Genomic DNA, 26,365 nt, shown 5'->3' on the forward strand with positions numbered 1-26,365 from the left:
TGGCCATGTTGAGCAAGATGCTGATCGCAGTGGTGAGCGCCGCGAGCGCCGCGGCGTTCGGGCTGCCCGGCATGGCCACAGCCGACCCGGCGCCCGCCCCCGCGCCGCCTCCACCACCCAACATCGGTGGCTTCGCGATGGCGAAGCCCTCGGAGTTCACGGTGATGGACGGCTCGGCGTACGCCTTCGTCGTCCCGGGCGGACTCAGCTGCATCATGATGCGCACCACCGGTGACTACGGCTGCGGTGGTCAGATCCCGGCCCCGCCGCAAGCTGCGAACGTCGTCACCGGCGGACAGGTCGGACCGCCCGCGTTTGCGCAGAGCGGCGCGCCGATCTACGCGTCGCTCGTCGGGCGCATCAACCCGCTGCTGCCGAATCAGAAGATCAGCTACAAGAACATCACCTGCGGCACCGACGGCGTGATGACCACCTGCCAGAACTCGTTCGACCAGTCCGGGTTCGTGCTCAGCCCGACGGGCAGCTTCATCCTGAACCAGACGAACCCTCTGGTGGACCGGCCCGAGGGCTCCGATCGGAACCCGTTCTTCAACTGATCGCCCCTTGCGCGCTCGCGCGTTGACTCGTCCGTCAGGGCGGTAGTTACCCGCACTTCTGCGCCATAGCCGACAAGTCAACGAGTCGGGGCGCCGAGCGTGCTCTCAGATCGTCGTTTCGCGCCCCATCGCACTCTGCGTGCACACTCGCGCGGCTTCCTCCGCTTCCCCTGATCAGGGGACAACGACTTCACCCGGTGCATCCACCGGTCACCCGACAGATCGCCCGCGTGAATCCGGGCATTCTTATCTCAACGGAGAAAGCCACTCACACAAAGGATTACCAGAAATGATGAAGAACCTCGCACTCGGAATCTGCACCGCCGGCATCATCGGCGCCGGAGCACTCGGCCTGGCCGGCACCGCCGCCGCGGCCACTCAGACCCCCGTCGGCCCGGGCTACTCCTACAGCCCCGAGGTCAAGGCGCACCCGGCGCCGTCCGCCCAGCCCGGCTGGCACGGCCACCACGGCCCGGCCCGCATCGCCGCCCTCGAAGGCCGCTAGACCTGCATTGCGCGACTCCCTCCCCGAAAGGGGGAGGGAGTCAATGCATTTCAGAAGCCGGAGCCGTGCACCTCGTGGCCGGGCTTCTCGACCATCAATCCGTTGTAGGCGTCCTTGACCGTGGCGCCGTGGTTGATCACCCCGTCGACCTCCCGCGCGATCGGCATGGTGATCCCGCACTCCTTGGCGAATTCCATGATCACCGAGGCGGCCTTCACGCCTTCGGCCACCTGGTTCATCGAGGCGATGATCTCCTCGACCGTCTTGCCCTGCCCGAGCTGTTCGCCGACGTGCCGGTTGCGGCTGCGCTGCGAGGTACACGTGACGATCAGGTCGCCCATTCCGGCCAAGCCGGCGAAGGTGTCACGATGACCGCCCATGGCCACGCCCAGCTTGGACATCTCGGCCACCGCACGAGCCATCACCATGGCCCGGGTGTTCTCACCGATGCCCAGTGAATAGCCCATGCCCACCGCGATCGCGTAGACGTTCTTCAGCGCGCCGGCCATCTCGACACCCACCACGTCATCGGTGGTGTATGTACGAAATCGCCTGGTGCGGAACAACTGTCCCAGGTTAGCGGCGAGGTGCTGGTCCGGCATCGCCAGGACGGCTGCGGCGGCATAGCCTTCGGCGACCTCGCGTGCGATGTTGGGTCCGGCCAAGATGCCGGCCGGGTGCCCGGGCAGCACCTCGTCGACGATCTGGCTCATCCGCATGTTGGTGCCCTGTTCCAGGCCCTTCACCAACGACACGACGGGGACCCACGGGCGCAGCTCCTTCGCCAGCTCCTGCAGCACGCCGCGGAAGCCGTGCGAGGGCACGCCCATGACGATCACGTCGGCGCAGTTGGCGGCCTCGGAGAAGTCGGTGGTGGCCCGCAGTCCGTCGGGCAGCGCCACCTCGTCGCCGAGATACCGGGAGTTGCGGTGATTCTCGTTGATGTCCTTGGCGGTCTCCTCGGATCGCACCCACTGCAGGGTCGGTCCGCGCCGGGCGCAGATCGACGCCACGGTGGTGCCCCACGATCCACCACCCAGGACGACGACGTTCGGTTCGCGTTGCGCAGCTGCCATTCGGCCAGATTAGTTTTGCCGTCCCCGCGTTCGTGGCCGATTCGTTTGTTGCGCGGAAACCCTCCCGCGCTGTGCGACGATCGAAGGGGTCGGTTGGGGGTGGGGTTTCATTGGCTTCGATCTCGCAGGTTGCGGCGTCGCATCCGGAGACCTTGTTGGCCGCCGCTTCCCAGCTCGGCGCCAAGATCGCCCAACTCGATTCCGCCATCGCCGGCGAGCGGCAGGTCATCGCCGCACTGCGCGGGTCGTGGTCGGGTACGGCCGCGGACGCCGCCATCGCCCGGGCCGAATCCCACATCGCGAAGATGCAACGCCTGCGCGGGGGGTTGCTCGCCTGCCAGGCGGCCATGCAGCGCGGTGGCGCCCAACTATCAGCGACGCGCACCGGTCTGTTGTCGCTCGTGGCGGGACTGCGTGCGCTGGGGTGGCAGGTCGCCGACGACGGAACGTGCACGGCGCCGCCGTTCCTGCCGCCGGTGTTCACCGGGCTGGCGCTGGCGTGGAGCGCGATCATCAAGAAACTGCTGGCGCTCTACGACGAGATCGACCGCGACACCGCGCAGGCCGTCCGCGCCGCTGTTACCGGGCCGGCGTCCCCGCAGCCGCCGCCCGGTGCGCCGGCGCTGCCGCAGATTCCGGCGGCCGGCTCCACGCCGGAAGACGTCAAGAAGTGGTGGGATGCGCTGCCGCAGGAACAACGGGACCGCTACGTCGCCGAGCATCCCGCGGAGCTGGGCAACCTCAACGGCATCCCCGCCGAGATTCGCGACAAGGTGAATCATGCCGTGATGAACGGCGACCTGAACCGGGTGCGGGAGGTGGCCGGCCAGCACGGCGTGTCCGAGGACGAGGTCATCAAGGACCCGGCCAAATTCGGGCTGACGCAGGATGACGCCACCCGCTTCTACAACGCCCGCCGCACCAGCGAAGGGCTGGCGCACCAGCGCGGTTCGGACCCCGCGAACCCGCGGCCGGTGATGCTGTGGGGCTACCAGCCACTCGCCGACGGCGGGCAGGGCCGCGCCGCCATCGCGATCGGAAACCCTGACAAGGCCCGCAACACCGCCGTCATCGTGCCCGGCACCGGCAGCAGCGTGCGTGACGGGTGGCTGGCCGACGGCCACAACGACGCCATCAACCTCTACGACCAGTCCGCGCTCGCCGATCCCGATGACCCGACCGCGGTCATCATGTGGATGGGCTACGACGCGCCGGACGGCTTCAGCGACCTCCGGATCGCCAACCCAGATCTCGCGCGCCAAGGCGGGAGCCTGCTGGCTGCCGACGTCAACGGTCTGTCGGCCACCCACGACGGGTCCTCTCGTGTGACGGTGATCGGTCACTCGTACGGCTCCACCACAGTGGCCGACGCCTTCGCGGGCAGCGGCATGCGGGCCAACGATGCCGTGCTGATCGGTTGTCCCGGAACCGATCTGGCCAAGAGCGCGGCGGACTTCCACCTGGACGGGGGGCAGGTCTACGTCGGTTCGGCGTCCACCGACCCGGTCAGCTGGGTCGGCACCCCCGGCGCGATACCGGCCAACGTGCTCAATCAGCAGGTGGGGTACCCGGCGGGGCTGCAGGCCGGTCTGGGGACGGACCCGGCCGGGGATGCATTCGGCTCGGTGCGGTTCGACGCGGAGGTGGCGGGGCATGGTGGCGTGAGCACCCACGACCATTCGCATTACTACGACATGGGGAGTGAATCGTTGCGCGCGATGACCGATATCGCCAGCGGGAACGCAGACCGACTGGAGGGGGACGGCCTGCTGGCCGAGGGGCGGCGCCAGCCGCACATCACCACCCCCGACCACGTCGATCTGCCGTTCGGGATCGACGTGCCGTTGCCGCACATCGATTCCGACATCCCCGGCTCACCGGCGTTCATCGACCCCGAAGCAGACCGGTCAGGAAGTTCGGTGACGACAGACCATGAATACAAATAGGGTCGCGGCGACCGTCGCTGCCATGTTGACGTTAGGAGGGTGTGGGATGAATTCCGGACACCTCGATCCCGATCAGCCGGCCAACCCGCTGACTGCAGGCCAGGCGACCGAGCAGGTTGTCGACGTGGGCAGGCAACTGCGCAAAGTGGCTGGCCTGCAAGGTGTTTCGGGTGGCTTCTCGTTCGAGTCGTGCAATGACCAGGGGGAGCCGCCGTATCGCGGCAAGGTGGAGATGAGCTCGGTGCTGCCCGCGGGCGTGGTGGCGGACGTCTACGCGCGCCAGGTTGCGGCGGCGATGGTGGCCGCGGGGTGGACCGACGGGCCGCCGCCGGGCAAGAAGCCCTACGGAACCGTCATCAACAAGGACGGCGTGATGGTGGTGATGGGGCGGGCTCATGTGGACGGCCGGATCTCCTACACCGTGTTCGGCGAATGCCGGGATGCCACCGATCATCGGAACGACGGGGCGACGATCGGCCACCCCATCACCGAAGACCTGCTGAAAGACAACTGACCCGGGACTGATCTGAACCACGCGTGCGGCCGGCGGCCGGCGCGGTTTCGGCGTCCCCTCACTGTCAGTCGAACGGCGTACAACCTCTGTCAATTGACTGACCGACAAATTCCTTCCGGGCGCGTTACTCTGTGCCTAGTCAAATTTTGCGTCTGCAACTATATTTCGATTCCCTGGGAGAAGTCAGTGAAGAGCACCCTCATCGTCGCCGGCATGATCGGCGCTGCCAGCCTCGGCGGTTTTGCCTTCGCCTCCGCGGCGCCCGCGCAGGCCGCCTGCGCCCCGTCGTTCACGTCGATCCCCTGCACGATCGTGACCAACGTGGCCGAGGCGCCCGGGCAACTCGCGGGTGGTCTCGCCGCGGCGCCCCTCCAGCTCGCCTATGGCGTGGTGACCCTGCCGGCGCAGGCCGCGGCCGGCGCCCAAACGATCGTCAACGGGCCGCAGACCGTGGCCAACGCCTTTGCGAACGCGCCGGGTCAGATCGCGGGCGGCCTTGCGTCCGCGCCGGGTCAGCTGGCCGGTGGCCTCGCGGCCGCGCCCGGCCAGTTCGTCCGCGCCATCACCCACGGCGGTACGGACCCCGAGTCGGAGTAGTACCTGACCGTAAGGAGCCCGGAGGCGGTGGTGCCTCCGGGCACTTTGCGTTGCCGGTGCGTTCGCGGGTCGGCCCGTTTTATTTGATTTCGCAAATGCTTGCGATCGCATTTGATTGCATTTTCAATCAATTTCAAGATCATTTATTTGATAACGAAAATTCTTTGAGGCCACTGGCTGCGCAAACTTGCAGTTACGTCAGATCAGCGGCATAACGACTGTTCAGCGCATTTCTGGCGCCGTGTGAGACGTTGCTGCAGCGACCCCAATGGCGGAGCCAAACGGGCAATCTTGAGCTAATCTGATCGCAATTCGTTTGCGCGTGTCTTTCCTCACATAGGAGTAGCAGTGAAGAGAATTCTCATCTTCGTCGCCGCCGTACTCGGCGCCGTCGGTATCGCCGGCCTTGGTGGCTTGACGGCCGCAGCACCCGCGCAGGCGAGCTGTGCTCCGGGATTCACCTCGATCCCATGCACCATTGCCGAACAGGTGGTGCAAGCACCGCAGGACATAGCAGGCGGCCTTGCGGTGGCCCCGGGCAATCTCGCCGGAGTGGGATGCGCGCAGCCGAAGCCGGTCGGCGGCAAGCAATACAACAGCACTTGTGGCCTCCCGTCCATCGCGAACCTGGCCAACGTGGGTTGCCCGCCGGATGGTGACGGCAACCAGACCGATCCGTGTGGCATTCCCGCACTACCGAGTCAGGCGATGACTGGCGCGCAGGTAATCGCTACCGCACCGGTCGTCACCGCAGTCCGCCTCGGCCAGGCTCCCGCCGAGCTCGCCGGCGGTCTGCTGCGCGCGCCCAAGCAGTTCGCCGACGCCATCACGCACGGTGGGACGGACCCGAACCCCAACGACTGATTGGCTTTCATACCAACGGAAAGAGCCCGGAGACCATGGTCTCCGGGCTCTTTGCGTATGTGGAACTCAGCGGTAGTTGACGAACTGCAGCGCCACGTCCAGATCGGCGCCCTTGAGCAGCGAGATGACGGCCTGGAGGTCGTCGCGCTTCTTGGAGCTGACCCGGACCTCTTCGCCCTGAATCTGCGCCTTGACGCCCTTGGGGCCCTCGTCGCGGATGAGCTTGGTGATCTTCTTGGCCTGCTCGCTGTCGATGCCCTGTTTGAGCGTGCCGGTCACCTTGTAGGTCTTGCCGGAGGCCTGCGGCTCGCCTGCCTCGAACGCCTTCATCGAGATGTCACGGCGAACGAGCTTCTCGATGAACACGTCGATGGCGGCCTTGACTCGGTCCTCGGTGGAGCTGACGATCTCGATGGCTTCGTCACCTTTCCACTCGATGGTGGTGTCGGTGCCCCGGAAGTCGAAACGGGTCGCCAGTTCCTTGGCTGCCTGGTTGAGCGCGTTGTCCACCTCTTGGCGATCGAACTTGCTCACGATGTCAAAGCTGGAATCCGCCATTGGATCCTCCCTCTCCGGATAGGCCGTTTTCGTCTTAGGTACATCCTCGTTGTAGTCTTCTCCTCGCACCAAACCGGACTCCGGCGGTGCGACACCCGGCAGGTTGCCCGAGCGGCCAATGGGAGCGGACTGTAAATCCGTCGGCTAACGCCTACACAGGTTCGAATCCTGTACCTGCCACGCTGGAAAGGCCCCCTCTTCGGAGGGGGCCTGAGGCATTTGTGGGGCCGAACTGCCCCGGATTGTCGCCAAGGCGCCGAACTCCGCGCGATTGGTGTGGTGATGTCGATGGGTGCCGCCTGTGGCTGGGGCATGATGAGCCTGATGACGTCGCAGAACCACGAACTCGCCCTTCGCATGGCGGAGTTGGCGAGGAACATAACGCTGCGCTCGGTCGATGATGTACTCGTCGATGTCACCGCCGCCGCGAAGGAACTGATTCCCGGTGTCGACATCGCCGGCGTGCTGCTCATCGGCCCGGGCGGAAGTCACAAAACTCTTGCACCCACCTCGGACCTCATGTTCAAACTCGACGATCTGCAACTGGCCACCGGGGAAGGGCCTTGCCTGCATGCCGCACTCGACGAAATCATCGTTCGCACAGACGATTTCCGCGATGAGCCGCGCTTCCCGCGGTACGCGCCACAGGTCGCCGAATTGGGGCTGCTCAGTGCGTTGTCTTTCAAGCTCTACACCGCCGACCGTACTGCGGGGGCGCTCAACTTGTTCGGTCGCGAGCCCAACCTGTGGGACAGCGAAGCAGAAACGGTGGGCAGCGTCCTTGCTGCGCATGCTGCGGCAGCGATCTTGGCGAGCCGCGAAGGCGATCAGCTGCAGTCTGCGCTGTCGACGCGCGACCGCATCGGCCAGGCCAAGGGCGTCATCATGGAGCGCTTCAAGATCGACGATGTCCGCGCGTTCGCGATGCTTCGCCGACTGTCGCAGGACACCAATACCAAGCTCATCGACGTTGCGCAGCGCGTGATCGACACACGGGGGGAGTAACGCCACACAACGGCGAGATCGAGCTGTGCCGGCGGACGCGTCTTACCGACTCTTCTCCGGCATGGAATCGAGTGTGTGCAGCACTCGTACTGCGAGCTTGGCGGCGAGATCGTCGTCAAGCGAGGACGCCGACATCAGCGTTTGTTTGACGAGGTCGACACGCTTCTCGTAGGGCGAGCGAAATGCGGTGGGTGAAGTCATGCGTTTTCCTTTGGTTGAAATCGAGCTGTCGGAGTTGCGATGGGTAGGCCGGCGGTCATACAGCCTGGCGCTGTCGGCGCCGTGGTGGCGCCCACTGATAACTCTCCTCGTGGGCTGCCGAGATGGCCCGGTGAGCGCACTGCCCCAATTCTGTGAGTGATTCAAAACTGCGGGTGTCGAGCCCGGCGGCGCGCCTGAGCACGAGAGTGGCCAGACCCAGAGACGTTGTGCTCGGCACCACCAGCAGCATGGCGCTGGCGCGTTTTCCGCAGATGCGCATCATCGGAGGGCGGCCCGCATCCGTGACCGCGGTTACCGGCACAGCGGTCACCCGAAGCTCTGACGGGCCTTCCGCGACCGACCAGTTGACGCAGATGTCATCGATGACGCCCAATTGCGGCTGCAGGGCAGCGACCAGCTCCGGCAGTTCGGCAGCTACGGAAGCACCGCATGGCCACCACGCCCCGTCGACTCCGGTTCCGAGTTCGGTCGCCAGCGACACCCGCGCCGACCGCGCGGATCGGTGCAAGATCCGGTTCATCGAGAACTCGCCCCGCGACCGTCGACAGCAGCCCCGGATCTGTCCGAGAACACGATCGGCGCCACGTCATAGCAATCGGTCTGACACGGCGAAACCGGCGAGATCGGATGGGAGAACAAGGGGCTGTGGCTCATACGCATGCGAGTTCTCGCACCTGAGGGGACGAGGGGCGCACGGCGCGAATGGACCGTACCTCGGGGTACCGGCTGTGTGCGGGCCACTCCGTCCCCGCCGCCCGGGTATAGCGCAGGACGCTGCCCATGCTCGTGCACGCCAATCGGGATTGGACGCCGGTTGTCAGGAGGCGCGGGGAAACGGTGTCGCTGTTTCCCGGAGTGGAGGCGGTCTCCATGATGCGGTGTGCATCGTCGGGGTCCGTCGAGGGCGGGATGACCAGAAGGACGATCCGTCCGAGGTCGGCCCCTTGCACTTCGATCGTTGCCGGCGGCTGCAATCGGTATCCGTCGAGACGGACGACGTGATCGTTGATCACCACTTTCCTGTCGTCGACCGTCCATTCACCGAGACGGTAGAGGACTCGGTTGACGGGACCCAACTGAATTGCAAGCTCCGTCAACAAATCTGGCAGTTCGGCCGCCAGGTCGGTGCCGCGCGGCCACCAAGCACCGCCGACGTAACCAGATGTAGGAGACTTCGGCTTGAGTTGGAGCCGTGATGGGCCTGCCGTCGGCGACGTGCGCACGTCGAGAAGGACATCCTGCTGCGTCACGAGGACGCTCCTGTCGTTGGCTCGGAATAAGCCAGATAATTCCAGATCTGCGATGACACAAGGGCTGAAAAGCTATGTGTGCGAAGTATCGCTGATAGTCAAAGACTACTCGCAACGGTAGCAATAGCAACATGTGTCCTGCTGTTCATCTGTGAACGCAGGTGGTCAGCCGACACGCCTTCTGTACGTAAGAGTGCGGCCAACTTTCAGCATGTTGTCACGGCCCGGTGCGGAATCGGCGACTCGGAGGAACGCCCGTAGCCGGCTTCAGTCTGGCCGACGACATTCAAATGTATTGCAGGGCAGTCGAAGTCGGCGCGATCTCATGCGGTGGATCGCAGCCTTGTCGTCACACGGGAATCTCAACCAACTCATCGGCGATGCGCTTGCCGATCTCCAGCGCCGCGGTGGCCGCGGGCGACGGAGCGTTGAGCACGTGGACCTGTCGGGCCGCGCGTTCGAAATAGAAGTCTTCGACCAGGGTGCCGTCGCGACGCATGGCCTGGGCCCGGACTCCCGCGTGGGTAGGGGTGATGTCGTCGGAGGTGAGGTCGGGGATCAGCTCGTTGAGGCTGGCCAAAAATCGCCGGCTGGACACCGACCGGAGCACCTCGTCTATTCCGGTGCGCCAGAACCGTCTTCCGAGCCTCCAGAGCCCGGGCCAGGTGACCGAATCCCGGACGTCGCGTCCGTTCACCTGCCCCCACGTATACCCCTCGCGAGCCAGTGCGAGCACCGCGTTGGGGCCGGCATGAACGGTCCCGTCGTACATCCGGGTGAAATGCACCCCGAGGAACGGCAGCGTCGGGTCGGGAACCGGATAGATCAAGCCACGGACCAAATGATCAGCGGCAGAAGTCAATTGGTAGTACTCGCCACGGAAGGGGATGATCCGCACCTGCGGGTCCAGTCCGGCCAGCTTGGCGATGCGGTCGCTCTGCAGGCCGGCGCAGTTGGCGAACAGGTCGCCGGTGAACTCCGAGGTGCCGGTGGTCACCTGCACCTTGGCGCCCTGGTCGCGGATGCCGACGACTTCCTGGCCGAGCAGCACCTGTCCGCCGGCCTGTTCGATGAGGCGCAGCAGAGTCGAGCAAACCCCGCGATAGTCGACGATGCCCGTCGACTCCACCCGCAGTGCCCCGACCGCAGTGACGTGCGGCTCGTATTCGCGCGCCTCGGCCGGTGAGACCAATCGGCACGGCACCCCGTTGAGTTGACCGCGGCGGTGCAACTCGTGCAGGGCGGGCAGCTGGGCATCGGTGGTGGCGACCACCAATTTGCCGCAGATGTCCACGGTGATGCCGTGGGCCTCGGCGAATTCCTTCATCGACTTGGCCCCGGCGGTGCCGAGCTGTGCCTTGAGGCTGCCGGGCGCGTAGTAGAGGCCCGAATGGATGACTCCGGAGTTGTTGCCGGTCTGGTGATTCGCGACGCCCGATTCCTTTTCCAGCACCACGACGTCACGCCCGCGGCGGGCCAGTTCATATGCCGTCGACAGCCCGATGATGCCGCCCCCGGCGACGATGACTCGACTGCTCATGCGCAACGACCCCTCCCGCGGAGCCCTAGGGTTCCGCATGCGGACAGCAGAGCCGAATTCTAAGTCAGAACCACCGAGGTCGCCGGAAACGACAATCGGGCCCCCTCATCAGGGGACCCGATTGTCGGCGGTGGTGATCAGTTGCCGGGCTGCACCTCAGCCGCGGCCTGCACCACGGTGGCGGCCAGGGCGGGGATCCCCAGCCGGCCCACCACGAAATCGGCTGCCTGGTCGGCCATCCCGTTGGACTTGTACGAGCTGTGGGCCGAGCGGTCCAGGCCGCCGGGGAAGCAGATCGGGTCACCCGTGGCGCACAGCTGCACGGTCTTGCCTGCGTACTGGTCGCCGATGACGATCGGGGGCGCGCTGCGGTCGGCCAGGCTGAGGAACCAGTTGTCCGGGGTGCCGAACAATGCGACGGCGGCGACGTGCGACGCGACCGAGGCGGGCAGGGGACCGTTCAGGCCGGCGGGCAGGGCGACCCCGGCAGGCACCGTGGCGCTGGTGGTGTAGCCGGCCACCGCGGCGCCCTGGGAGTATCCGCCCAGCACGATCTTGGTCGACGGGCACTGGTTGGCGATGGCCTGAATCCGATTGGCGGCGTCGGCCACTCCGTCGATCGCCTGTCCGAAGTCCAGCGAGGCCGGGTAGTTGACGCCGTACACGTCGACCGTCTTTCCGGGCAGTCGAGCGTTCAGGGCATCGACGAACGCCTGCCCGGTGGCGCCGACGCCGGCTCCCTCGAAGGTGCCGCGGGCGAACACCACCTCGACGGCCGCGCAGGAGTCGTCGGCGGCGCTGGCGGTCGCGGCGGGACCGGCGAACAGGCCCACCGTGATCGCGGCAGAAGCCAGGACGGTGAACAACGTCGATTTCGCTATGCGGGCCGGCAGAGAAGTGGTCATGGTGGTCCCCGTTCCAGATCTTCTTTGCCATCGCTTCTGTGTAGAGGTGGCAACTGCCTGGTATAAGTCGAGACCCCTGAGCTGCGATTCCGCCGATGTCAAGTGATCTATCTCACCCGCGAAAAGGTCGGCCGCCGGGATGGTAAGCGGCCCGGCAAGCGTTTGCTGCGGCCCGCTACGGGCTCTCGGACACCGTGGTGACCGGCGCCTGCCCGGAATGCCCGCTGCCACTGGACCTTCCGCTGGAACCGCTGGACCTTTCAGAGCCACTCGAGGACTCGCCGCCGCCGGACGGCGCTTTGGTGACGGGTGGCGCCTCAACGGTCGTGACGGGTGCCGGCGCGGGTTCGGGGGCCTGGGCGGGTGCCGTGTAGGCGGGCTCGGCCGGCGCGACGGGCGTCACCGGTTGCACGGGTGTGACGGGCTGCACCGGGGTGACGGGTTGGACCGGCGTGACGGGCTGAACCGGTGTCACCGGCTCGATCGGCGTTTCGGATGACGTCGGCGGCGCGGCGCTGGACGTCGTCGTGGGTGTCGAGGTGGTTGCCGTCGTCGAGGTCGTTGTCGACGTAGTGGTGGGTGTCGTCGACGTCGTCGTAGGTGTCGTCGTCGTGGTGGGTGTCGTGGTGGGCGTGGTGGTGACGGTCGTGGTGACCGTCGGCGGATTCCACGGGTTGAACGGCGGGAACACGACGATCGGAGGAATGGGGATCGGGACGGCCGGCACACCGACCGGCGGCGCAGGCGGCACGGCGATGGGCGCAGGGGCCGGCTGGACCGGGGCCTGGGCGGGCGGGCTGACACTCCGGGATCGCATCGGGGCGGCGGGTGCTGCCGGCGGGGGAGTGAGGACCGCGACCGGCAACGCGACCGGATCCGGCTCGTGGGGCACCGGCGGGAGGTAGCGCCCCGGCACGGTGTCGGACTGCGCCGGTGGCGGCTGCGCGCTCACGACGGCCGCCGGCCGGATGTTCACCGCGACCGTGACGGCCAGCGTGGCGAGGCTGACCACCAGAAAACCCACCGCGCTACCCATCAGGATCAGCCGCGGGGGCGGTGCCGGGATGGCTTCCGTGTACTCCGCTTCGTCCTCCTGCTCGGGCACGAACTCGGCGAGCGCTTCCTCCGGTATCTCGTCATACTCCGGCCAGGTTTCGTCTGACGCCTGCGAATACGCCAACTGCGGCGCCATTTCGGTGTTCGCCGAGTTGACGGGTGCCGCGCGGGTCGCATCAACGACCGGCGCGGCCTGGGTGGCGTCCACGACCGGTGCCGCCTGGGTGGGATCCACCGCGGGTGCGAGTTGTGTTGCAGCGCCTGCGGGTACGGCACCGGACGGGTCCGCGGTTTGCGCGGCGCCGCGGGCGATCGCGTAGCCGGCATCGGCGGGCACCTCGACGGGTGTCGTCGAACGGAGCTCTGCGGCAATGGAATCCAGGTCGAGGCGCTGCCCGGTCAACATCACCCGGACCTGAGCCGGCGCCTGCTGCAAGACTGCGGCGCATGCGACGGCCGCCCCCGCGGCGCCGATGGGGACCGCTGCCAGCGTCGAGGCCAGCGACGGATTCTCGCCGACCACCGTCAGCGACACCGTGTCGTCGTCGGCCAACAGAAGCGATGCGTCGGCGCCCTGGCTGCGGGCCAGCGCGGCGGCGGCCTCTGCCTCGGTCACCACCTCGACGTTGAGTACGCCAGCCCTCTGCACGGTCTGGCGCAGGGTCTCGGCCTCGGCGGCGTCGGGCAGGCACAGCCGGGTCGCGGCAAGCCGGTTACCCGAGTCGGTGACCTCGCGGTAGGTGCCGATGATGGTCTCGGCGAGTTCGGTCAGGGCGTCATCAGGCAGGTCGAACGCATACTGGTCGAAAACCTGGGTGCCCGGCGAATCGATCATCGCCAGCCGCGCCACTCGACCGGTGACCGCCACCCCGAGGACTACGTCCACGGATCCACTCCTTGCCTCGCGTACTTTGTCACCCCCGACGCTTCGACCGTTCCAAGCTACCGCACAGCCCGGGACACGGAGCAGAAGTCGATACCGTGGGCGTCACACCCATGCAAGGATCGGACCTGTGAGCGACCGCGTCGGCTACGTCCCCATCCGCGCCAACCGGGTGCGCGACGGACTCGCAGTGGTGCTGCTGATCCTCGCCCTGCTGCTCCCGTGGAACCTGCGCTTCGGGCTCGGCGTCCCGGGCAGCGACGGGTGGGTATTCGCGGTACTGACCGCGGCGACCCTGCTGGCGGTCGGCGCTGCCACCCTCCCGCATGTCCGCGGACTCACCGACATCCGGCGTGCCGCGCGGATCCGGCTCGTGCTCTCCAGCGGCTACTTACTCATCGTCATCGCGTTCGTCGGCTACCACCTGGTGCAGACGGTCCAGCACGGCGGCACCGGCGCCGTGGCGCCGGGTGTCGGGCCCGGAATGCTGCTCGGCGTGGCCGGTGCACTGCTGGCCGCGCAGCCCCCGATCACCTCGGTGACCATCGAGGACAACGGTTTTCGGCGCTGGTATGCGGTGGCGCCCGTCATCGGATTTCTGTCGATCGCCCTGGCGACGCTGTCGGTGGCGTTCAACCTGTACTGGCGACTGCGGTACCTGTTCGTCACCGAGGGCGCGTTCGGTGGCCAAGACGTGGGTGTCGTGGTCACCACCTTGCTCTACGGCGCCGAGGCCTTGATCGCACTGATCCTGGCTTCGCGATGGTTGACGGAGAAATCCGCGGCCGCGCGGTTGGCCACGACGGCCATCGGCGGCGCGGGTGCGGTGGCCGCCACGTTCGTCTGGGTCTTCGGCGTCGGGCGCGATATCGACGCGTTCCACGGCATCGCGCAGAACACCTCGACCGCCGCGATCGGCTACGAGGGGTATCTGGCGTGGGCGGCAGTGGCGGCAATCGTCGCGCCGACGACGCTGTACGCCGTCTTGCAGATCAAGCCGCCGACGATCGGCGCCTACCGGGGCGCCGCGCAGAAATGCCTGACGCTCATCGCTTTCTGGGCGTTCGCGTCGGCCGCGTTGCGGGTCGTCGACTTCGCGGTGGCGCTGTCGCTGGACCTGCCGCGCGCGCTCTACGACAGCGTCGCGATGACAGCCTTCAGCCTCGTCACCGCCGTCATCGCGCTGTGGCTGCACCGCAACCTGGCCAACGGGGTGATCGCCGCCGCGTTCAGTGGGGTGCTGTTCGTCTTCGCCGTCGCGGATGTGGCGATCGGGGTGGCGCTCGCGCCGCGCTACGCCACGGCCGCGCCCGACGCGATCTACGGCAACAATCTGGCCCAGCAGATCACCAGCACGTTCGACGTCACCATCAGCGTGCTGAGCCTGGTCGTCCTGGCGGTCATGATGTTCACCGGACCGCTGGCGGGTTACCTGGTTCGGCGCACCCCTGCGCCGGTGGTGGCACCGGATCCCGCGCCTGCGACCGTCATTCGGCGCGAACAGCAGGCGACGGTGCCCAGAATCGTTCGGCGCCGGGAGGATCCGACGACGGTGCTGGAAGCGCCGCCGACGGCAGTGCTGGATACACCGACGCAGGCGCTGCGGATCCAGCGCAGGCCGTCGACGCTGCAATAATTCGATGGCGCGGGCCGCTGAGGTGCCCGTATCGTTCTGCGGGCCCGGTGATGTGAGCCGGACATCGATCGGTTACCAATCAGGATGGAGAGGTCGCGGGTTCGACTCCCGCCTGTCGGCGCGCCGACTGTAGCTCAGTGGAAGAGCGCTGACCCGGTCGATACCTCACACGCTCACATCGCTTGGCGCGCAAGTGCATTGCTGCGAGCCAGACATCGATCGGTTATTCGGCATAAACAGGTTCGAGTCCTGACTCCGGTCGGTACCCACACGCCCGCAGCGCGCACACCACCGATATCGACAACCGAGAGGAGTAGCCCCATGGACATTCTCAGCACTTTCAGCTTGCGGAAGACCCCGCAAGCCCAGGCCGCGACGCCGCGCCAAATCCTCAATGCCGCAGGTGGTTACACCTACGCGGTTGACGACTGGGCGCGGCTGCACCGATTCCTCACACTCGGGACGGACGGCGGCACGTTCTACACGACCGACAGCACCCTGACCCGGGAGACCGCCGAGGTGGTGCTGCGCCTCGCTGCCGTCGATGCGGTCGGGTTGGTGCACCGCATCGTCGAGGTGTCGGAGGCCGGTCGCGCACCGAAGCCGAACCCGGCGCTGTTCGCGCTGGCCATTGCGGCCGCGGCCGACGATGTCGACGGCCGCCGCGCGGCGATGGCGGCGCTGCCGCGGGTGGCGCGCACCGGAACCCAGCTGTTCCTGTTCGCCGGCTACGTCGAGCAGTTCCGCGGGTGGGGTCCGACGCTGAAGCGCGCCGTCGCGCAGTGGTACACCGAGCCGCCCGTGGACCGACTGGCCTACCAGCTGGTGAAGTACCGGCAGCGAGGTGGCTGGAGCCACCGCGATCTGCTGCGGCTGGCCAGCCCGTCCGGGGTCGTCGACCCGGTCCGGCGCATCGCCCTGAACTGGGCGGTGGGCAAGGGCCTGGGTGATACCGAGCAGCGTTCCTCGGCGGCCCGGCCGGCGGTGCGCGTCCAGGTGGTGCCCGACGAGCTGGCGGTCATCGCCGACTTCGAGGACGCCCAGGCCGCGACCACCGCGGCCCAGTGGGTGCAGATCATCGGCCGTGGCCATGGCCTGTCATGGGAGATGTTGCCCGACGCGGCGCTGGCGCAGCCGGCGGTGTGGGAGGCGCTGATCGCCCGCGGGATGCCGCAGACGGCGTTGATGCGCCAGCTGCCGCGGCTGACCCAGCTGGGGCTGCTCGCCGGTGACACCGGTGCGGTGGTCGCGGCACAGCTCGCCGATGCGGCACGGCTGGCCAAGGCGCGGGTACATCCGATCAATGTCCTCGTGGCACAGCGCACCTACGCGTCCGGGCAGGGTGTGCGCGGCCAAGGTGAGTGGCGGCCGGTGCCCCGGATCGCCGATGCGCTGGACGCCGCGTTCTACGCGGCGTACGGCGCGGTGCGGCCGTCGGGCAAGCGGACGCTGCTGGCACTGGACATCTCGGGGTCGATGGCCTCGCGGGTGTCCGGTCTGCCGGTGACGTGCCGGGAGGCGGCGGTGGCGCTGGCGTTGGTGACGGCGGCGACGGAGCCGGCTCACCGGATCGTCGGCTTCACCGCCGGCAGGGGCGGATTCGAGGACACCGCAGTGCGGGGTCTGGACATCGGACCGCGTCGTCGTCTGGACGATGTGTGCCGGTACACCGCCCGCTTGGAGATGGGTCGCACGGACTGTGCGCTGCCGATGATCTGGGCCCGCAAGCATCGGGTGAAGGTGGATACGTTCCACATCTACACCGACAACGAGACGTGGTACGGCGATGTTCATCCGCACCAGGCGCTGCAGCAGTACCGACAGCGGATGGGGATCGACGCCCGTCTGGTGGTGGTGGCGATGACCGCGACCCGTAACTCGATCGCGGATCCGGCCGACCCGAAGCAGCTCGACATCTCCGGGTTCGATTCCACGGTGCCGACGCTGCTCGCCGATTTCTCGCGCGGCGACATCTAGAAACGGTCAGGCCCACTCGCAGGAGTGGGCCTGACTGCTAGTTGCGCCGGTTCAGCGCCCAGATGTGCGTCGACAACGCCGTCGCGAAGGCGCACCACGCCGGGTACAGGCCCAGGGGCGCCGCCTTGGCGCCCTTCACCCGCACTGAACGGCGGGTCAGGTCCGCACTACTGACCGTCAGTGCCGCGGCGGCAATGGCCGCCGTGCCCAGCTTTCGTCTGCTGAAGAAGATCCACGACCAGGCGGCGTTGAGCGTCAGGTTGGTCGCCAGCGCGGCCACATAGGCGTTGCGCTGCCCGGTCTCGCCGCGGGCCTCCAACTCGTCCAGCGTGGCTGCCGACGTGACGGCGATATCCGCGTAGAGCGCCGGCCAGACAATCGGAAAGGCCTGGCGCGGAGGCTGATACGGCGGCTTGCGCAGTTTCTCGTACCAGGACGACTGGGCGGGGCGGCTGGCCAGGCCGCCGACCACGGCGGTGACCGCGACTGCCGCGGTGGCGGGGAGCAGGGTGCGAATTGCCATACTTACCAACATACGGAACCGCTAGATCATGTCCCTGCGCGTCAGCCATCGCATCACCGGCCAGCCGATGAACACCGGCAGCCAACAGGTCAGGACGCGATACAGCAGCACCGACGGCACCGCGATCGCCGTCGGGACACCGAAGGCCGCCAGGCCACCGATCAATGCCGCCTCGACCGCACCGACGCCGCCGGGGGTCGGCGCCGCCGAGGCGAGGGTCCCGCCGACCATTGTCACCACCGTGACGGTGATGAACGAGGTGTCCCCGCCGAACGCTTCGACACTGGCCCACAGCGCCAGCGCGGCACCCAGGGTGGTGCCCGCGGCGCCCAGCACGATCAGCCCGAGACGCTTGGGCTCCCGGGACAGCTCGACCAGATCTCCGGCGACCTCTTTGAGTTTCGGCCGCAGCGACGACGCCAGCCAGCGACGCAAGTTGGGCACGGCCAAGAAGATCCCGACCAGTCCGAGCGCCACACCGGCGGCCAGATAGAGCACCGTCGCGCTCGGCACGAAGTGCGACAGATTCGCCGAAGCGCCCGCGATGGTGGTGAACATGATCAGTAGCAGCACGTGCACGATCACCTGAACGGTCTGCTGCAGGGCGACCGCGGCGGTGGCCCGCAGTGGGGCGAGGCCGGCCTTCTGCAGGAAGCGTGCAGACAGTGCCAGGCCGCCGACACCGGCCGGGGTGGTGGTGGCCGCAAAGGTGTTGGCCACCTGCATGATCGACAGATTGCGGAAGCTGACCAGTCCGTCGGCGCAGGCCCACAGGGCGGCCGCGGCGCCCACATAGGTCAACGCGGAGACCGTGAGTCCCAGCAGCGCCCACCACCAGTTCGCCGAGCGCAGCTCGGAGAAGAAGGTCGGCACCGTGCTGATGAACGGGTACGCGACGTAGACCAGGGCCACCAGCAGCACGAGTTGGATCACCTGGACCCGGGTGAAGCGGGTGATGGTCTCGGTCCGGATCTGGCCGGCGCCGGTCTGGGTCTGGACTTCTTCGCGCGCCGCCTTGATGACGGCCGGGGCCTCCGGGATGTTCTCCCGGATCCGTTTCGGCACCGCGGATTTGGTGAGCCGTCGGGATGCGGTCAGCACGGTGTCCCGGCCGAAGGCGTCGATGGCCGCAGCGACGGCCGTCGGTGCGTCGTAGAGCGACGCGGTGGTCACCAGCAGCTGTGCGATATCGCCCTGCAGCTGCTGCTCGGTGGCGCCGTACTCGGCAAAGGCGAAGCCGCCGAACCGCACGGTGTGGTCATCGACGGTGATCTCTCTGGCGCGCAGATCGCCATGGGCGATGCCGTGCTCATGCAGTGCGCGTAGCGCCGACCACACCTCGCCGGCGGACGCGACGTTGGCCGTCAGCGCTACGCCCCGTGCCGGTTTGCGCCCGTACAGCGTCCACCCACGATCCAGCGCGGCCATGGCCACCGTAGACGTGTTCGCCAGTTCCAGGTCGCCGATGGCGATGGTCATCAGCGCCCGGTGCTCGACGGCCCGGCGCATCGAGGTCTGCAGGGGTCCGGTCTCGTCATCGCGCAGCCGGAACTTGCCCCACAGCTGACGCATGGCGCCGCCGCTGCGCTGATTTGGTCCGTACAGTTCGACCACCGCGGTGGCGTCGGCGCTGGTGGCCGCCAGCACCAGCGGCCCGGGGCCGGGTGGGCGGATGACGGCCAAGGTGGTGGCGACGAATCCGCGGCGGTCCAGGGCCCGGATCGCGCCGTCGAGCGGAACTTCGAGGGCTGGGGTGCCCACCACCCAGACCACCAGGGCGCCGACGAACCAGCCGACCGCGAGTCCGAGCAGGGTGCGGGCCGGTACCACCGCGCTGACCACCAGATGGATGGGGACGAACGCCAGCAGCAGGGTCCACCACCACCGCCGCAGCCGCCGGGACACCCACGGTCCCGACACCGTCAGCACCGCAGCCAGCAGCGCAATCCAGCGCGGGTCGTCGAGGAACTGGGACAGCTGGGTGTCGAGGCGGTCGGACAGGTCGAAATGCCATTGCGGGGCGGCGATGCCGTTGCCGGAGATGGACAGTGAAAGTACGGCCAGGATGCCGGCCGCGCCGTACGCGCCGAGCAGTTTCCACTGCCGTGAGAGCACCAGGCTGACCAGGATGACGAAGGGCAGCGCCAGGATCGCGACGCCGTAGGCGAGGTAGACCAGATTGGACTGGGTCGGGGTGAGGACCCCGATGATCTCCGAGACGGACCGTTCCAGCGCCACCCAGTCGTTGCGGGTGATCAGGGAACTGGTGATGACGGCGGCCAACAACAGCGCGGCGAGCAGCACCCGCAGGATGTCGTTGGTGCGGCGGGGCAACGGTTGCAGCAAGCTCCCGGTGACGCTGATGTCCCGGCCGTCGACGCGCACGGGGACAAACGTAACCGCTCGTCGCGCGAAGCACGGGTACCGGCGCTGTGGGAGAATGCAGAGTATTCGCGGCCGGCGTGAGGGATTCCGTTCGGCACACATATACCCGGGCGATCGAGTTTGGAGCCTTCATGCGTGCGATGCGACTACCGGAACCGCTGTCGATGGCGGTGCTGTTGCCTGTCACCGTGCTCGCGGCGCTGGTGGCCACACTGGCACTGACGGGCGCGACGCAGTGGCCGATCGTGGCCTCGGTGGCCGCCGGCGCCGTGTTCGGTGTCCTGTTCGGCGCGGTGAGTTGGGCGTGTGCCGGGGGACGCTCGGCGACGGCGGGCCGGGTGGCGGTCGCCGCGGTCCTCGGCGTCCTCGTCGGTGAACTGGCCGCGGTCGTTGTGTTCGGCGGGCCGGTCGACCGGGCACTCGCGGCGCAGGCCGATTCGGCGCCCGCGGTCCTGGCCGCCTCGACCGAGCTGGACCAGGCCCGGCAGGCCCGCGCCGATCTCGACGGCGCCGTCGACGCGGCCAACACACGTCGGGACGAGGCCCTTGTGGTGGCCCGCTGCGAGTTCAATCCGTCCCCGCAGTGCCCGCAGGTCCGGATCACGGGCGTGCCCGGTGCCGGACCCGAGACCCGGACCGCGAACGACTTCCTCGCCGACGCGCAACGCCAGGTCGACGCGGCTGTCGCCGACCGGACCGGGCGCGCGGCCGGCCTGGACGCCGCCGTCGCCAACCGGGAACAGGCGGTGCAGGACGCCCGCCGCGGTGGCGAGGTCAGCGGTATCGGTGCCCGCTGGGCGGCGATGAACGCGTACACATTGGCCCATCCGGGACCACTGGTGCTGCGGATTCTGGTGGACCTGCTGTTCGTGCTGTTGACTCTGTTGCCGTTGATCCTGCGGCGGTGGCGGGGCACCACCGCGACCGAACGTGGAGAGGAAGCCGTGGCAGAACAGCACCGCGCCGAGCTCGACGCCGACACCGCGATCGCGGTCAAGCGCGCCGAGGTGCGGGCGACGATCGACGAACTGTGGGCCGAGCAGGAGGTGGAGAGCGCCCGGCTGGCCATCGCCGCGCAGCACGAGATCGATCGTCAGCAGCAGCGTCGCCGCGTCGAGCAGGCGCTGCAGGCTCGGGAACCGGTGCGGGTGGTGCGCCCGGAGCCGGTGTACCGCGAGATCGAGGCGCCGGCCGACCTGTACCTGCCGATCGCCGCGGAGGCCGAAGCCGCGAGCATCCGCGCCGTGGACGAGCCGGCATCCGCGAACCTGCCGGCCGTCGCCGAGCCCCAGCGCTCCGGCGGGCTGCCGTCCATCCCCGTCATTCCCGAGGTGACCAAGGCCGCGGTGCGCTGGATCAGGCCGTTCGTGCCGCCGATCGTCGCCGGTGCCATCGACAACGCCACCAAGCCGCTACGGCAGGTGTTCGAGGAGACCGAGGAAATCCACTTCACGCTGCGGCGCACGCATAAGGTGACGGTCGAGACCGACGGACCGGCCCAACCTGCCGCGCCCGCCGAACCGGAGTGGATGGACGTGCCCCGGGTCGGCCGCGTCAACGCGCAACGGGGCCCGGAGTTGTCGGGCGCCGACGGTTTCCCCGAATTGCCGGGGCGTCGTCAGCTACCGCCGTCGCGTTAGCGCCTGTCTGCGCATGTGACGACAATTTTGTCACCGTGATGTAGCTTCGATCGACACTGCGACGCACGCGATACAGAGGCCGGCGCCGAGAGGGAACACGGTGGACGCGACACCTTTCGGGCACTATCAGCTGCAGGAGCTGATCGGCCGGGGTGGGATGGGCGAGGTCTACCAGGCCTACGACACCCGGACCAAGCGCGTCGTCGCCCTCAAGGTGTTGCCGCCCAACCTCGCGCTGGACGCCATGTTCCAGGCCCGCTTCCGGCAGGAATCGCAGGCGGCGGCGGGTGTCAACGACCCGCACGTGGTGCCGATCCACGGCTTCGGCGAGATCGACGGCCGGCTCTACCTGGACATGCGACTGATCGAGGGGCAGACCCTCGGCGCGCTCCTGGCCGACGCCGACAAGCCGTTGGAGCCCGAGTTCGCGGTCAAGGTCGTCGAACAGGTGGCCTCCGCCCTGGACGCCGCGCACCGGCAGGACCTCATTCACCGCGACGTCAAACCGTCCAACATCTTGATCACCAAGCAGGACTTTGCGTACCTGATCGACTTCGGGCTGGCGCGGGTGGCAGGCGAGGTCGGGATGACGACGGCGGGCAGCACGCTGGGCACGCTGGCCTACATGGCCCCCGAACGCTTCGACGGCGGCCAGGCCGATCCGCGTGCCGACATCTATGCCCTGACGTGCGTGCTCTACGAATGTCTCACCGGCACGCGGCCGTACCCGGCCGAGAGCCTCGAACAGCAGATCGCCGGGCACATGGTGACCCCGCCACCGAAACCGTCGGCACTCAACCCCCGGTTGGCGCCCTTCGACGAGGTGATCGCCCGAGGGATGGCGAAGAAGCCGGGCAAGCGCTATCAGACCGGCGCCGAGTTGGCCGCGGCTGCCCGAGCGGCGGTGAGTACGCCCGTTCGGGCCGCCGGTGCGGGTGCAGGTTCCGGGCGGCACTCCGCGCGGCGCGCGTCCACCGGCGGGGCCCGGCGGATGCCGCAGCGGGCGCTGGTCGTGGCCGGGGTGCTCGTCCTGGTCGGAGCCAGTGCGGTGGCGGCGTGGAAATGGTGGGACCCGCACGAGGCCGCCGTCGTCGGCTTGCCCGGGTCTGTCCCGGCGATCGCGGCCACGGTGCCGGCGGACATCCGGGACACCGGAAGGTTGGTGATCGGGGTGAACGTCCCCTACGCGCCCAACGAGTTCAAGAACTCCGCGGGCGAGATCGTCGGCTTCGACGTCGACCTGATGAACGCCGTCGCGCGCACCCTGGGCCTGACCCCGGAGTACCGGGAAACCGAATTCGACCAGATCATCCCGTCGGTGCAGAGCGGCACCTACAACGTCGGGATGTCCTCGGTCACCGACACGTTGGAACGCGAGAAGTCGGTGGATTTCGTCACCTACTTCGAGGCCGGCACGTTGTGGGCGCAACGCGCCGGGCAGACGGTCCGTCCCGACGCGGCGTGTGGCCTGAGGGTGGGGGTGTCCGACAGCGTCCTGCAGGAGACGGTGGAGATTCCCGCCAAGAGCGACGAGTGCCTCGCGGCAGGTCTGGCACCCATCGAGAAGGTCGTCTACAACCGGCAGGACGATGCGACGGCGGCCCTCATCGCCGGTGACGTCGCGGCCATATCCGCGGATTCGCCGGTGACCGGGTTCGCCATCAAGCTCAGCGGTGGGTCGCTGATTCCCGCGGGCGAGGTGTTCGACGCGGCGCCCTACGGATGGCCGGTGGCCAAGGGTTCGGGCCTGTCGCAGTCACTGATGCAGGCGTTGACGCACCTGATCTCCACCGGCGAGTACAAGACCATCGCCACCATGTGGGGTGTGGAGAAGGGCATGGTGCCCGAACCTGTCCTCAATGGGGCGTCGCACTAGTTCCCGCGAACGTGAATTACCGAGCCAAAGCTGACACATTTTTCGAGCGGTAACCAACGTTCGCGGACGCGTGTTGTCCCCCGATCGGGGGAGGCCGGATTCCCCCGGCGGATGGGCCGGTCACCCGACATACTGCGGGGCGCGGGCGCGGCATTCTTGTATCAACGCCGGAACACACCGGACGAGGATAACGAAAAGCCAAGCCGCACAAGGAGAATGATATGACCACCATCGCCCGACGGATCGCCGCCGGAATCATCCTGGCCGCAGCCCCCACCATGATCGCCCTCGGTGTCGCAGGCAACGCCGATGCGAGCACCACGCTCGCGAACAACGGCCCGCAGGTCAGCCACACCGCGTTCGCACATCAGGACAACGCGCCGCAGCCGGGCACCGCGGTGCACCATCACCACCAGAAGAACCGCTAGGCGTTACCGCTTCTTGGGGCGCGGAACCTCGATGGGCGCGGAGCCATCCCCATCAGCCCGCTTGGCCGCGCGCTTCTCTTTGATCGACTGGCCGGATTTCTTGGTCATGCTCTGGCGTGGTGATTTGTCGGCCATGTCGGCCCCCTTGATCTGGGGCCGCAGTGGTCCCTGCCGTCTGACCCTACACGTGGTCCCGATCCCGGCGGCCCGGGCTGTAGTGTGAAATTCCTTGAAAATCAGTGAATTTCGCTCGGACGGCTGATATGCCGGGGCGCGGGCTACGCGGCGTCGCGCAGCCGCACCAGGCGCGTGGTCGAACTCTCGTCCAGCTCGACGGTGTCCGACCGCGACCGCAGGAAGTCGCTGAAGGACCGGAATCCCAGAGATCTCTCGCTGAACGACGGGTCCATCCGCTTCATCTGCGCCTTCACCGCGGAGTTGTGCAACCAGTCGACGTCGTCCTTCTCCAGGCCGATCTGCAGGGCCCGGGTCAGCAGGGCGGTGGCCGCTGCCTGCGGGTCGGGCGCGGCAGGTTCTTCGGGCTCGGCCTTGTCCTCGGATGCTGCCTTCTTGGTGCGCCGAGCCGGTTTGGTGGGCTCCGGCGCGGGCCCGGGTTCGAACACCGGCACGCCGGGCAAGGCGTCGTAGACGACGAACTCATCACAGGCCGCGGCCAGCGCGCGACTGGACGAGCCGGCCACACCGATGCCCACCACATAGCGGCCGAGCCGTTTGCAGCGTTGAGCCAGCGGGATGTAGTCGGAGTCACCGGCGACGATCACCACATGGGTCAGGTCGGGCAGCCGGAACATGTCCTCGACGGCATCGACGGCGAGCCGGATGTCGGCGCCGTTCTTGCCGTAGGCCGCCGCGGGAAACAGTTGCACCAGGTCGACGGCCCGGCCCACCAATTGCTGGCGGTATCCCGCGTTGACGTCGGCCGACCAGTCGGCGTAAGCCCTGGTGAGTACCAGCGTGCCGAACGACGAGGCGAAGTCCAGGACGGCGCCGACGTCGACGGTGGCGCGCTCCAGGTGGTCGGCCTCCAACCCCTTGGCTTTGTCGCGCTGGAACGAATTGCGCCCATTGACCTGGTCGTATCGGGAGATGACGATGTTGTCGAAGTCGAGGTAGACCGCCACGCGGGTGGCTGCGGTGTCCGTCATCGGTCCAGTCTGGCCCATCGATGTCCCGCCTTGGCGCCGATCGCTTCCGGCGCCTAAGCTGGGGTGACGCATTTGAGCGGCCCGCTACCCGCCGCCGCGCAGACGGGCGGATACACAGGTGGCAATTACGGACATCGCGGCCTACGCGAAGTTGAGCAAGGCCGACGTCGAGGCATTCGGTGCGGAGCTGGATCTCATCCGCAGCGACGTCGAGGAGTCGCGCGGTGCGCGCGACGCCGCGTACATCCGCCGGGTGATCGTGTTCCAGCGCACCCTGGATCTGGCGGCACGGCTGCTGATCGCGGGAAGCCGCAGCAGGACCGGCTGGCTGGTCGGTACCGCGTCGCTGGCCTACGCGAAATCCGTCGAGAACATGGAGATCGCGCACAACGTCTGCCATGGCCAGTGGGACTGGATGAATGATCCGGAGATCCACTCGACCACCTGGGAATGGGACATGGTGGGTCCGTCGGCGCAGTGGAACTACTCGCACAACTACCGCCACCACGTGTTCAGCAATGTGCTCGGCGTGGACGACGACCTCGGCTTCGGGGTGCTCCGGGTGACCGAAGATCAGCCCTGGCGTCCCGAGCACCTGCTGCAGCCGTTGCGAAACTTGTTGCTGGCTACCATTTTCGAGTGGGGGATCGCGCGGCACGGCCTGCATTCCGGCCGGGAGCGGGCCACCACGGAGGAAGGTAAGCAGGCAGTCACGGATGCGATGATGGCCAAGATCTGGCGTCAGGTGGCCAAGGACTACGTCCTGGTTCCCGCTCTGAGCATGCGGAAGTGGCGCCGTACGCTCGGCGCGAACGCCACCGCCAATCTGCTGCGCAACTACTGGGCCTACGTGGTGATCTTCTGTGGCCACTTCCCGGACGGCGTCCAGCAGTTCACCCCGGAGATCCTGGAGGAAGAGACCAGGGCGGAGTGGTACCTGCGCCAGATGCTGGGCGCGGCCAACTTCAAATCCGGTCGGCTGCTTGGGCTTTCGAGCGGCAATCTCTGCTACCAGATCGAGCACCACCTTTTCCCCGACCTTCCGAGCAACCGGTACCCCGAGATCAGCGTGCGCGTCCGTGAACTGTGCGCCAAATACGACATCGCCTACACCACGGGCTCGTTGCCTCGGCAGTATCTGCAGACCCTGCGATCCAACTTCCGGCTGGCCCTGCCCGACGGCGGATGGGCGGCGGCGTGGCGCGAGCTGCGGGCGAACCGGTCGACGCCGTCGTCCGGGGCGCCGGTGTAGCCGA

General features: G+C 67.7%; 25 protein-coding genes and 1 tRNA gene. 14 read left to right on the forward strand and 12 right to left on the reverse strand.

Translation table 11 applies throughout. From position 1 onward, the window contains the following. Positions 1-5 precede the first annotated feature (5 nt). Both AC1DY7_RS01210 and AC1DY7_RS01215 read left to right on the forward strand, forming a co-directional pair. Entirely contained in the window at positions 6-557 is a 552-nt protein-coding gene (locus AC1DY7_RS01210) for a hypothetical protein (RefSeq protein ID WP_477491819.1), read from the forward strand. 289 nt (positions 558-846) lie between these two features. Further along, entirely contained in the window at positions 847-1,062 is a 216-nt protein-coding gene (locus tag AC1DY7_RS01215) for a hypothetical protein (protein WP_477491820.1), read from the forward strand. 50 nt (positions 1,063-1,112) lie between these two features. Here the strand turns inward: AC1DY7_RS01215 and AC1DY7_RS01220 are convergent, their stop codons facing one another. Beyond that, complete coding sequence (locus AC1DY7_RS01220) at positions 1,113-2,138, reverse strand: NAD(P)H-dependent glycerol-3-phosphate dehydrogenase (RefSeq protein ID WP_477491821.1); 1,026 nt, start codon at positions 2,136-2,138, stop codon at positions 1,113-1,115. Between the two features lie 110 nt (positions 2,139-2,248). Between AC1DY7_RS01220 and AC1DY7_RS01225 the strand changes: the two genes are divergently transcribed. The 4 genes from AC1DY7_RS01225 (at position 2,249) to AC1DY7_RS01240 (ending at position 6,059) form a co-directional block, all read left to right on the forward strand. Further along, positions 2,249-4,084 (forward strand): alpha/beta hydrolase, encoded by a 1,836-nt coding sequence (locus AC1DY7_RS01225; protein ID WP_477491822.1) that lies wholly within the window; start codon positions 2,249-2,251, stop codon positions 4,082-4,084. A gap of 46 nt (positions 4,085-4,130) precedes the next feature. Further along, positions 4,131-4,598 (forward strand): hypothetical protein, encoded by a 468-nt coding sequence (locus AC1DY7_RS01230; protein WP_477491823.1) that lies wholly within the window; start codon positions 4,131-4,133, stop codon positions 4,596-4,598. Positions 4,599-4,784: 186 nt separating this feature from the next. Continuing rightward, positions 4,785-5,195: a hypothetical protein gene (locus tag AC1DY7_RS01235; protein WP_477491824.1), complete on the forward strand. Its 411-nt coding sequence runs from the start codon at positions 4,785-4,787 to the stop codon at positions 5,193-5,195. A 348-nt stretch (positions 5,196-5,543) separates the two neighbouring features. Then, positions 5,544-6,059 (forward strand): hypothetical protein, encoded by a 516-nt coding sequence (locus AC1DY7_RS01240; RefSeq protein WP_477491825.1) that lies wholly within the window; start codon positions 5,544-5,546, stop codon positions 6,057-6,059. A gap of 66 nt (positions 6,060-6,125) precedes the next feature. Here the strand turns inward: AC1DY7_RS01240 and AC1DY7_RS01245 are convergent, their stop codons facing one another. Then, complete coding sequence (locus AC1DY7_RS01245) at positions 6,126-6,617, reverse strand: YajQ family cyclic di-GMP-binding protein (protein ID WP_477491826.1); 492 nt, start codon at positions 6,615-6,617, stop codon at positions 6,126-6,128. Between the two features lie 97 nt (positions 6,618-6,714). On the opposite strand from AC1DY7_RS01245, the gene AC1DY7_RS01250 reads away from it, so the two are divergent. Beyond that, positions 6,715-6,797 (forward strand) — tRNA-Tyr (locus tag AC1DY7_RS01250). Positions 6,798-6,929: 132 nt separating this feature from the next. Further along, on the forward strand, positions 6,930-7,622 hold the full coding sequence (locus AC1DY7_RS01255; protein ID WP_477491954.1) for a GAF and ANTAR domain-containing protein: 693 nt from the start codon (positions 6,930-6,932) through the stop codon (positions 7,620-7,622). Between the two features lie 42 nt (positions 7,623-7,664). Here AC1DY7_RS01255 and AC1DY7_RS01260 read toward each other — a convergent pair whose 3' ends face one another. From AC1DY7_RS01260 to AC1DY7_RS01285, 6 genes are all read right to left on the reverse strand, one after another. Continuing rightward, positions 7,665-7,823 (reverse strand): DUF6307 family protein, encoded by a 159-nt coding sequence (locus AC1DY7_RS01260; RefSeq protein ID WP_477491827.1) that lies wholly within the window; start codon positions 7,821-7,823, stop codon positions 7,665-7,667. Between the two features lie 55 nt (positions 7,824-7,878). Continuing rightward, positions 7,879-8,364, reverse strand: a complete 486-nt coding sequence (locus tag AC1DY7_RS01265) for a DUF5994 family protein (protein ID WP_477491828.1) — start codon at positions 8,362-8,364, stop codon at positions 7,879-7,881. 130 nt (positions 8,365-8,494) lie between these two features. Further along, positions 8,495-9,094 (reverse strand): DUF5994 family protein, encoded by a 600-nt coding sequence (locus AC1DY7_RS01270; protein ID WP_477491829.1) that lies wholly within the window; start codon positions 9,092-9,094, stop codon positions 8,495-8,497. 349 nt (positions 9,095-9,443) lie between these two features. Continuing rightward, the gene (gene lhgO / locus AC1DY7_RS01275) at positions 9,444-10,634 is read right to left on the reverse strand and encodes an L-2-hydroxyglutarate oxidase (protein ID WP_477491830.1); all 1,191 of its coding nucleotides are present in this window, start codon (positions 10,632-10,634) and stop codon (positions 9,444-9,446) included. Positions 10,635-10,771: 137 nt separating this feature from the next. Further along, positions 10,772-11,539, reverse strand: a complete 768-nt coding sequence (locus tag AC1DY7_RS01280; protein ID WP_477491831.1) for a cutinase family protein — start codon at positions 11,537-11,539, stop codon at positions 10,772-10,774. Between the two features lie 175 nt (positions 11,540-11,714). Continuing rightward, a complete protein-coding gene (locus AC1DY7_RS01285) occupies positions 11,715-13,481 on the reverse strand; it encodes a DUF7159 family protein (RefSeq protein ID WP_477491832.1) in 1,767 nt (588 codons plus the stop codon). A 127-nt stretch (positions 13,482-13,608) separates the two neighbouring features. Between AC1DY7_RS01285 and AC1DY7_RS01290 the strand changes: the two genes are divergently transcribed. Together AC1DY7_RS01290 and AC1DY7_RS01295 are read left to right on the forward strand one after the other, a co-directional pair. Further along, on the forward strand, positions 13,609-15,114 hold the full coding sequence (locus tag AC1DY7_RS01290) for a DUF7937 domain-containing protein (RefSeq protein WP_477491833.1): 1,506 nt from the start codon (positions 13,609-13,611) through the stop codon (positions 15,112-15,114). Positions 15,115-15,435: 321 nt separating this feature from the next. After that, complete coding sequence (locus tag AC1DY7_RS01295) at positions 15,436-17,091, forward strand: TROVE domain-containing protein (protein ID WP_477491834.1); 1,656 nt, start codon at positions 15,436-15,438, stop codon at positions 17,089-17,091. A gap of 37 nt (positions 17,092-17,128) precedes the next feature. Here AC1DY7_RS01295 and AC1DY7_RS01300 read toward each other — a convergent pair whose 3' ends face one another. After that, a complete protein-coding gene (locus AC1DY7_RS01300) occupies positions 17,129-17,614 on the reverse strand; it encodes a TspO/MBR family protein (protein WP_477491835.1) in 486 nt (161 codons plus the stop codon). Positions 17,615-17,635: 21 nt separating this feature from the next. Further along, complete coding sequence (locus tag AC1DY7_RS01305) at positions 17,636-19,999, reverse strand: flippase-like domain-containing protein (protein WP_477491836.1); 2,364 nt, start codon at positions 19,997-19,999, stop codon at positions 17,636-17,638. A gap of 131 nt (positions 20,000-20,130) precedes the next feature. Between AC1DY7_RS01305 and AC1DY7_RS01310 the strand changes: the two genes are divergently transcribed. The 3 genes from AC1DY7_RS01310 to AC1DY7_RS01320 all read left to right on the forward strand — a co-directional run bounded on the left by AC1DY7_RS01310 (position 20,131) and on the right by AC1DY7_RS01320 (position 23,943). Then, positions 20,131-21,639 (forward strand): DUF4407 domain-containing protein, encoded by a 1,509-nt coding sequence (locus AC1DY7_RS01310; RefSeq protein ID WP_477491837.1) that lies wholly within the window; start codon positions 20,131-20,133, stop codon positions 21,637-21,639. A 100-nt stretch (positions 21,640-21,739) separates the two neighbouring features. After that, on the forward strand, positions 21,740-23,515 hold the full coding sequence (stpK7, locus tag AC1DY7_RS01315) for a serine/threonine protein kinase StpK7 (RefSeq protein ID WP_477491838.1): 1,776 nt from the start codon (positions 21,740-21,742) through the stop codon (positions 23,513-23,515). 221 nt (positions 23,516-23,736) lie between these two features. Further along, on the forward strand, positions 23,737-23,943 hold the full coding sequence (locus AC1DY7_RS01320) for a hypothetical protein (protein ID WP_477491839.1): 207 nt from the start codon (positions 23,737-23,739) through the stop codon (positions 23,941-23,943). Between the two features lie 3 nt (positions 23,944-23,946). Here the strand turns inward: AC1DY7_RS01320 and AC1DY7_RS01325 are convergent, their stop codons facing one another. Continuing rightward, on the reverse strand, positions 23,947-24,078 hold the full coding sequence (locus tag AC1DY7_RS01325; protein ID WP_477491840.1) for a hypothetical protein: 132 nt from the start codon (positions 24,076-24,078) through the stop codon (positions 23,947-23,949). Between the two features lie 143 nt (positions 24,079-24,221). Continuing rightward, on the reverse strand, positions 24,222-25,109 hold the full coding sequence (locus AC1DY7_RS01330) for an NYN domain-containing protein (protein ID WP_477491841.1): 888 nt from the start codon (positions 25,107-25,109) through the stop codon (positions 24,222-24,224). 118 nt (positions 25,110-25,227) lie between these two features. On the opposite strand from AC1DY7_RS01330, the gene AC1DY7_RS01335 reads away from it, so the two are divergent. After that, entirely contained in the window at positions 25,228-26,361 is a 1,134-nt protein-coding gene (locus AC1DY7_RS01335; RefSeq protein ID WP_477491842.1) for a fatty acid desaturase family protein, read from the forward strand. Positions 26,362-26,365: the final 4 nt, after the last annotated feature.

The sequence above is a fragment of the Mycobacterium sp. P2_H7 genome (genome assembly GCF_056403275.1).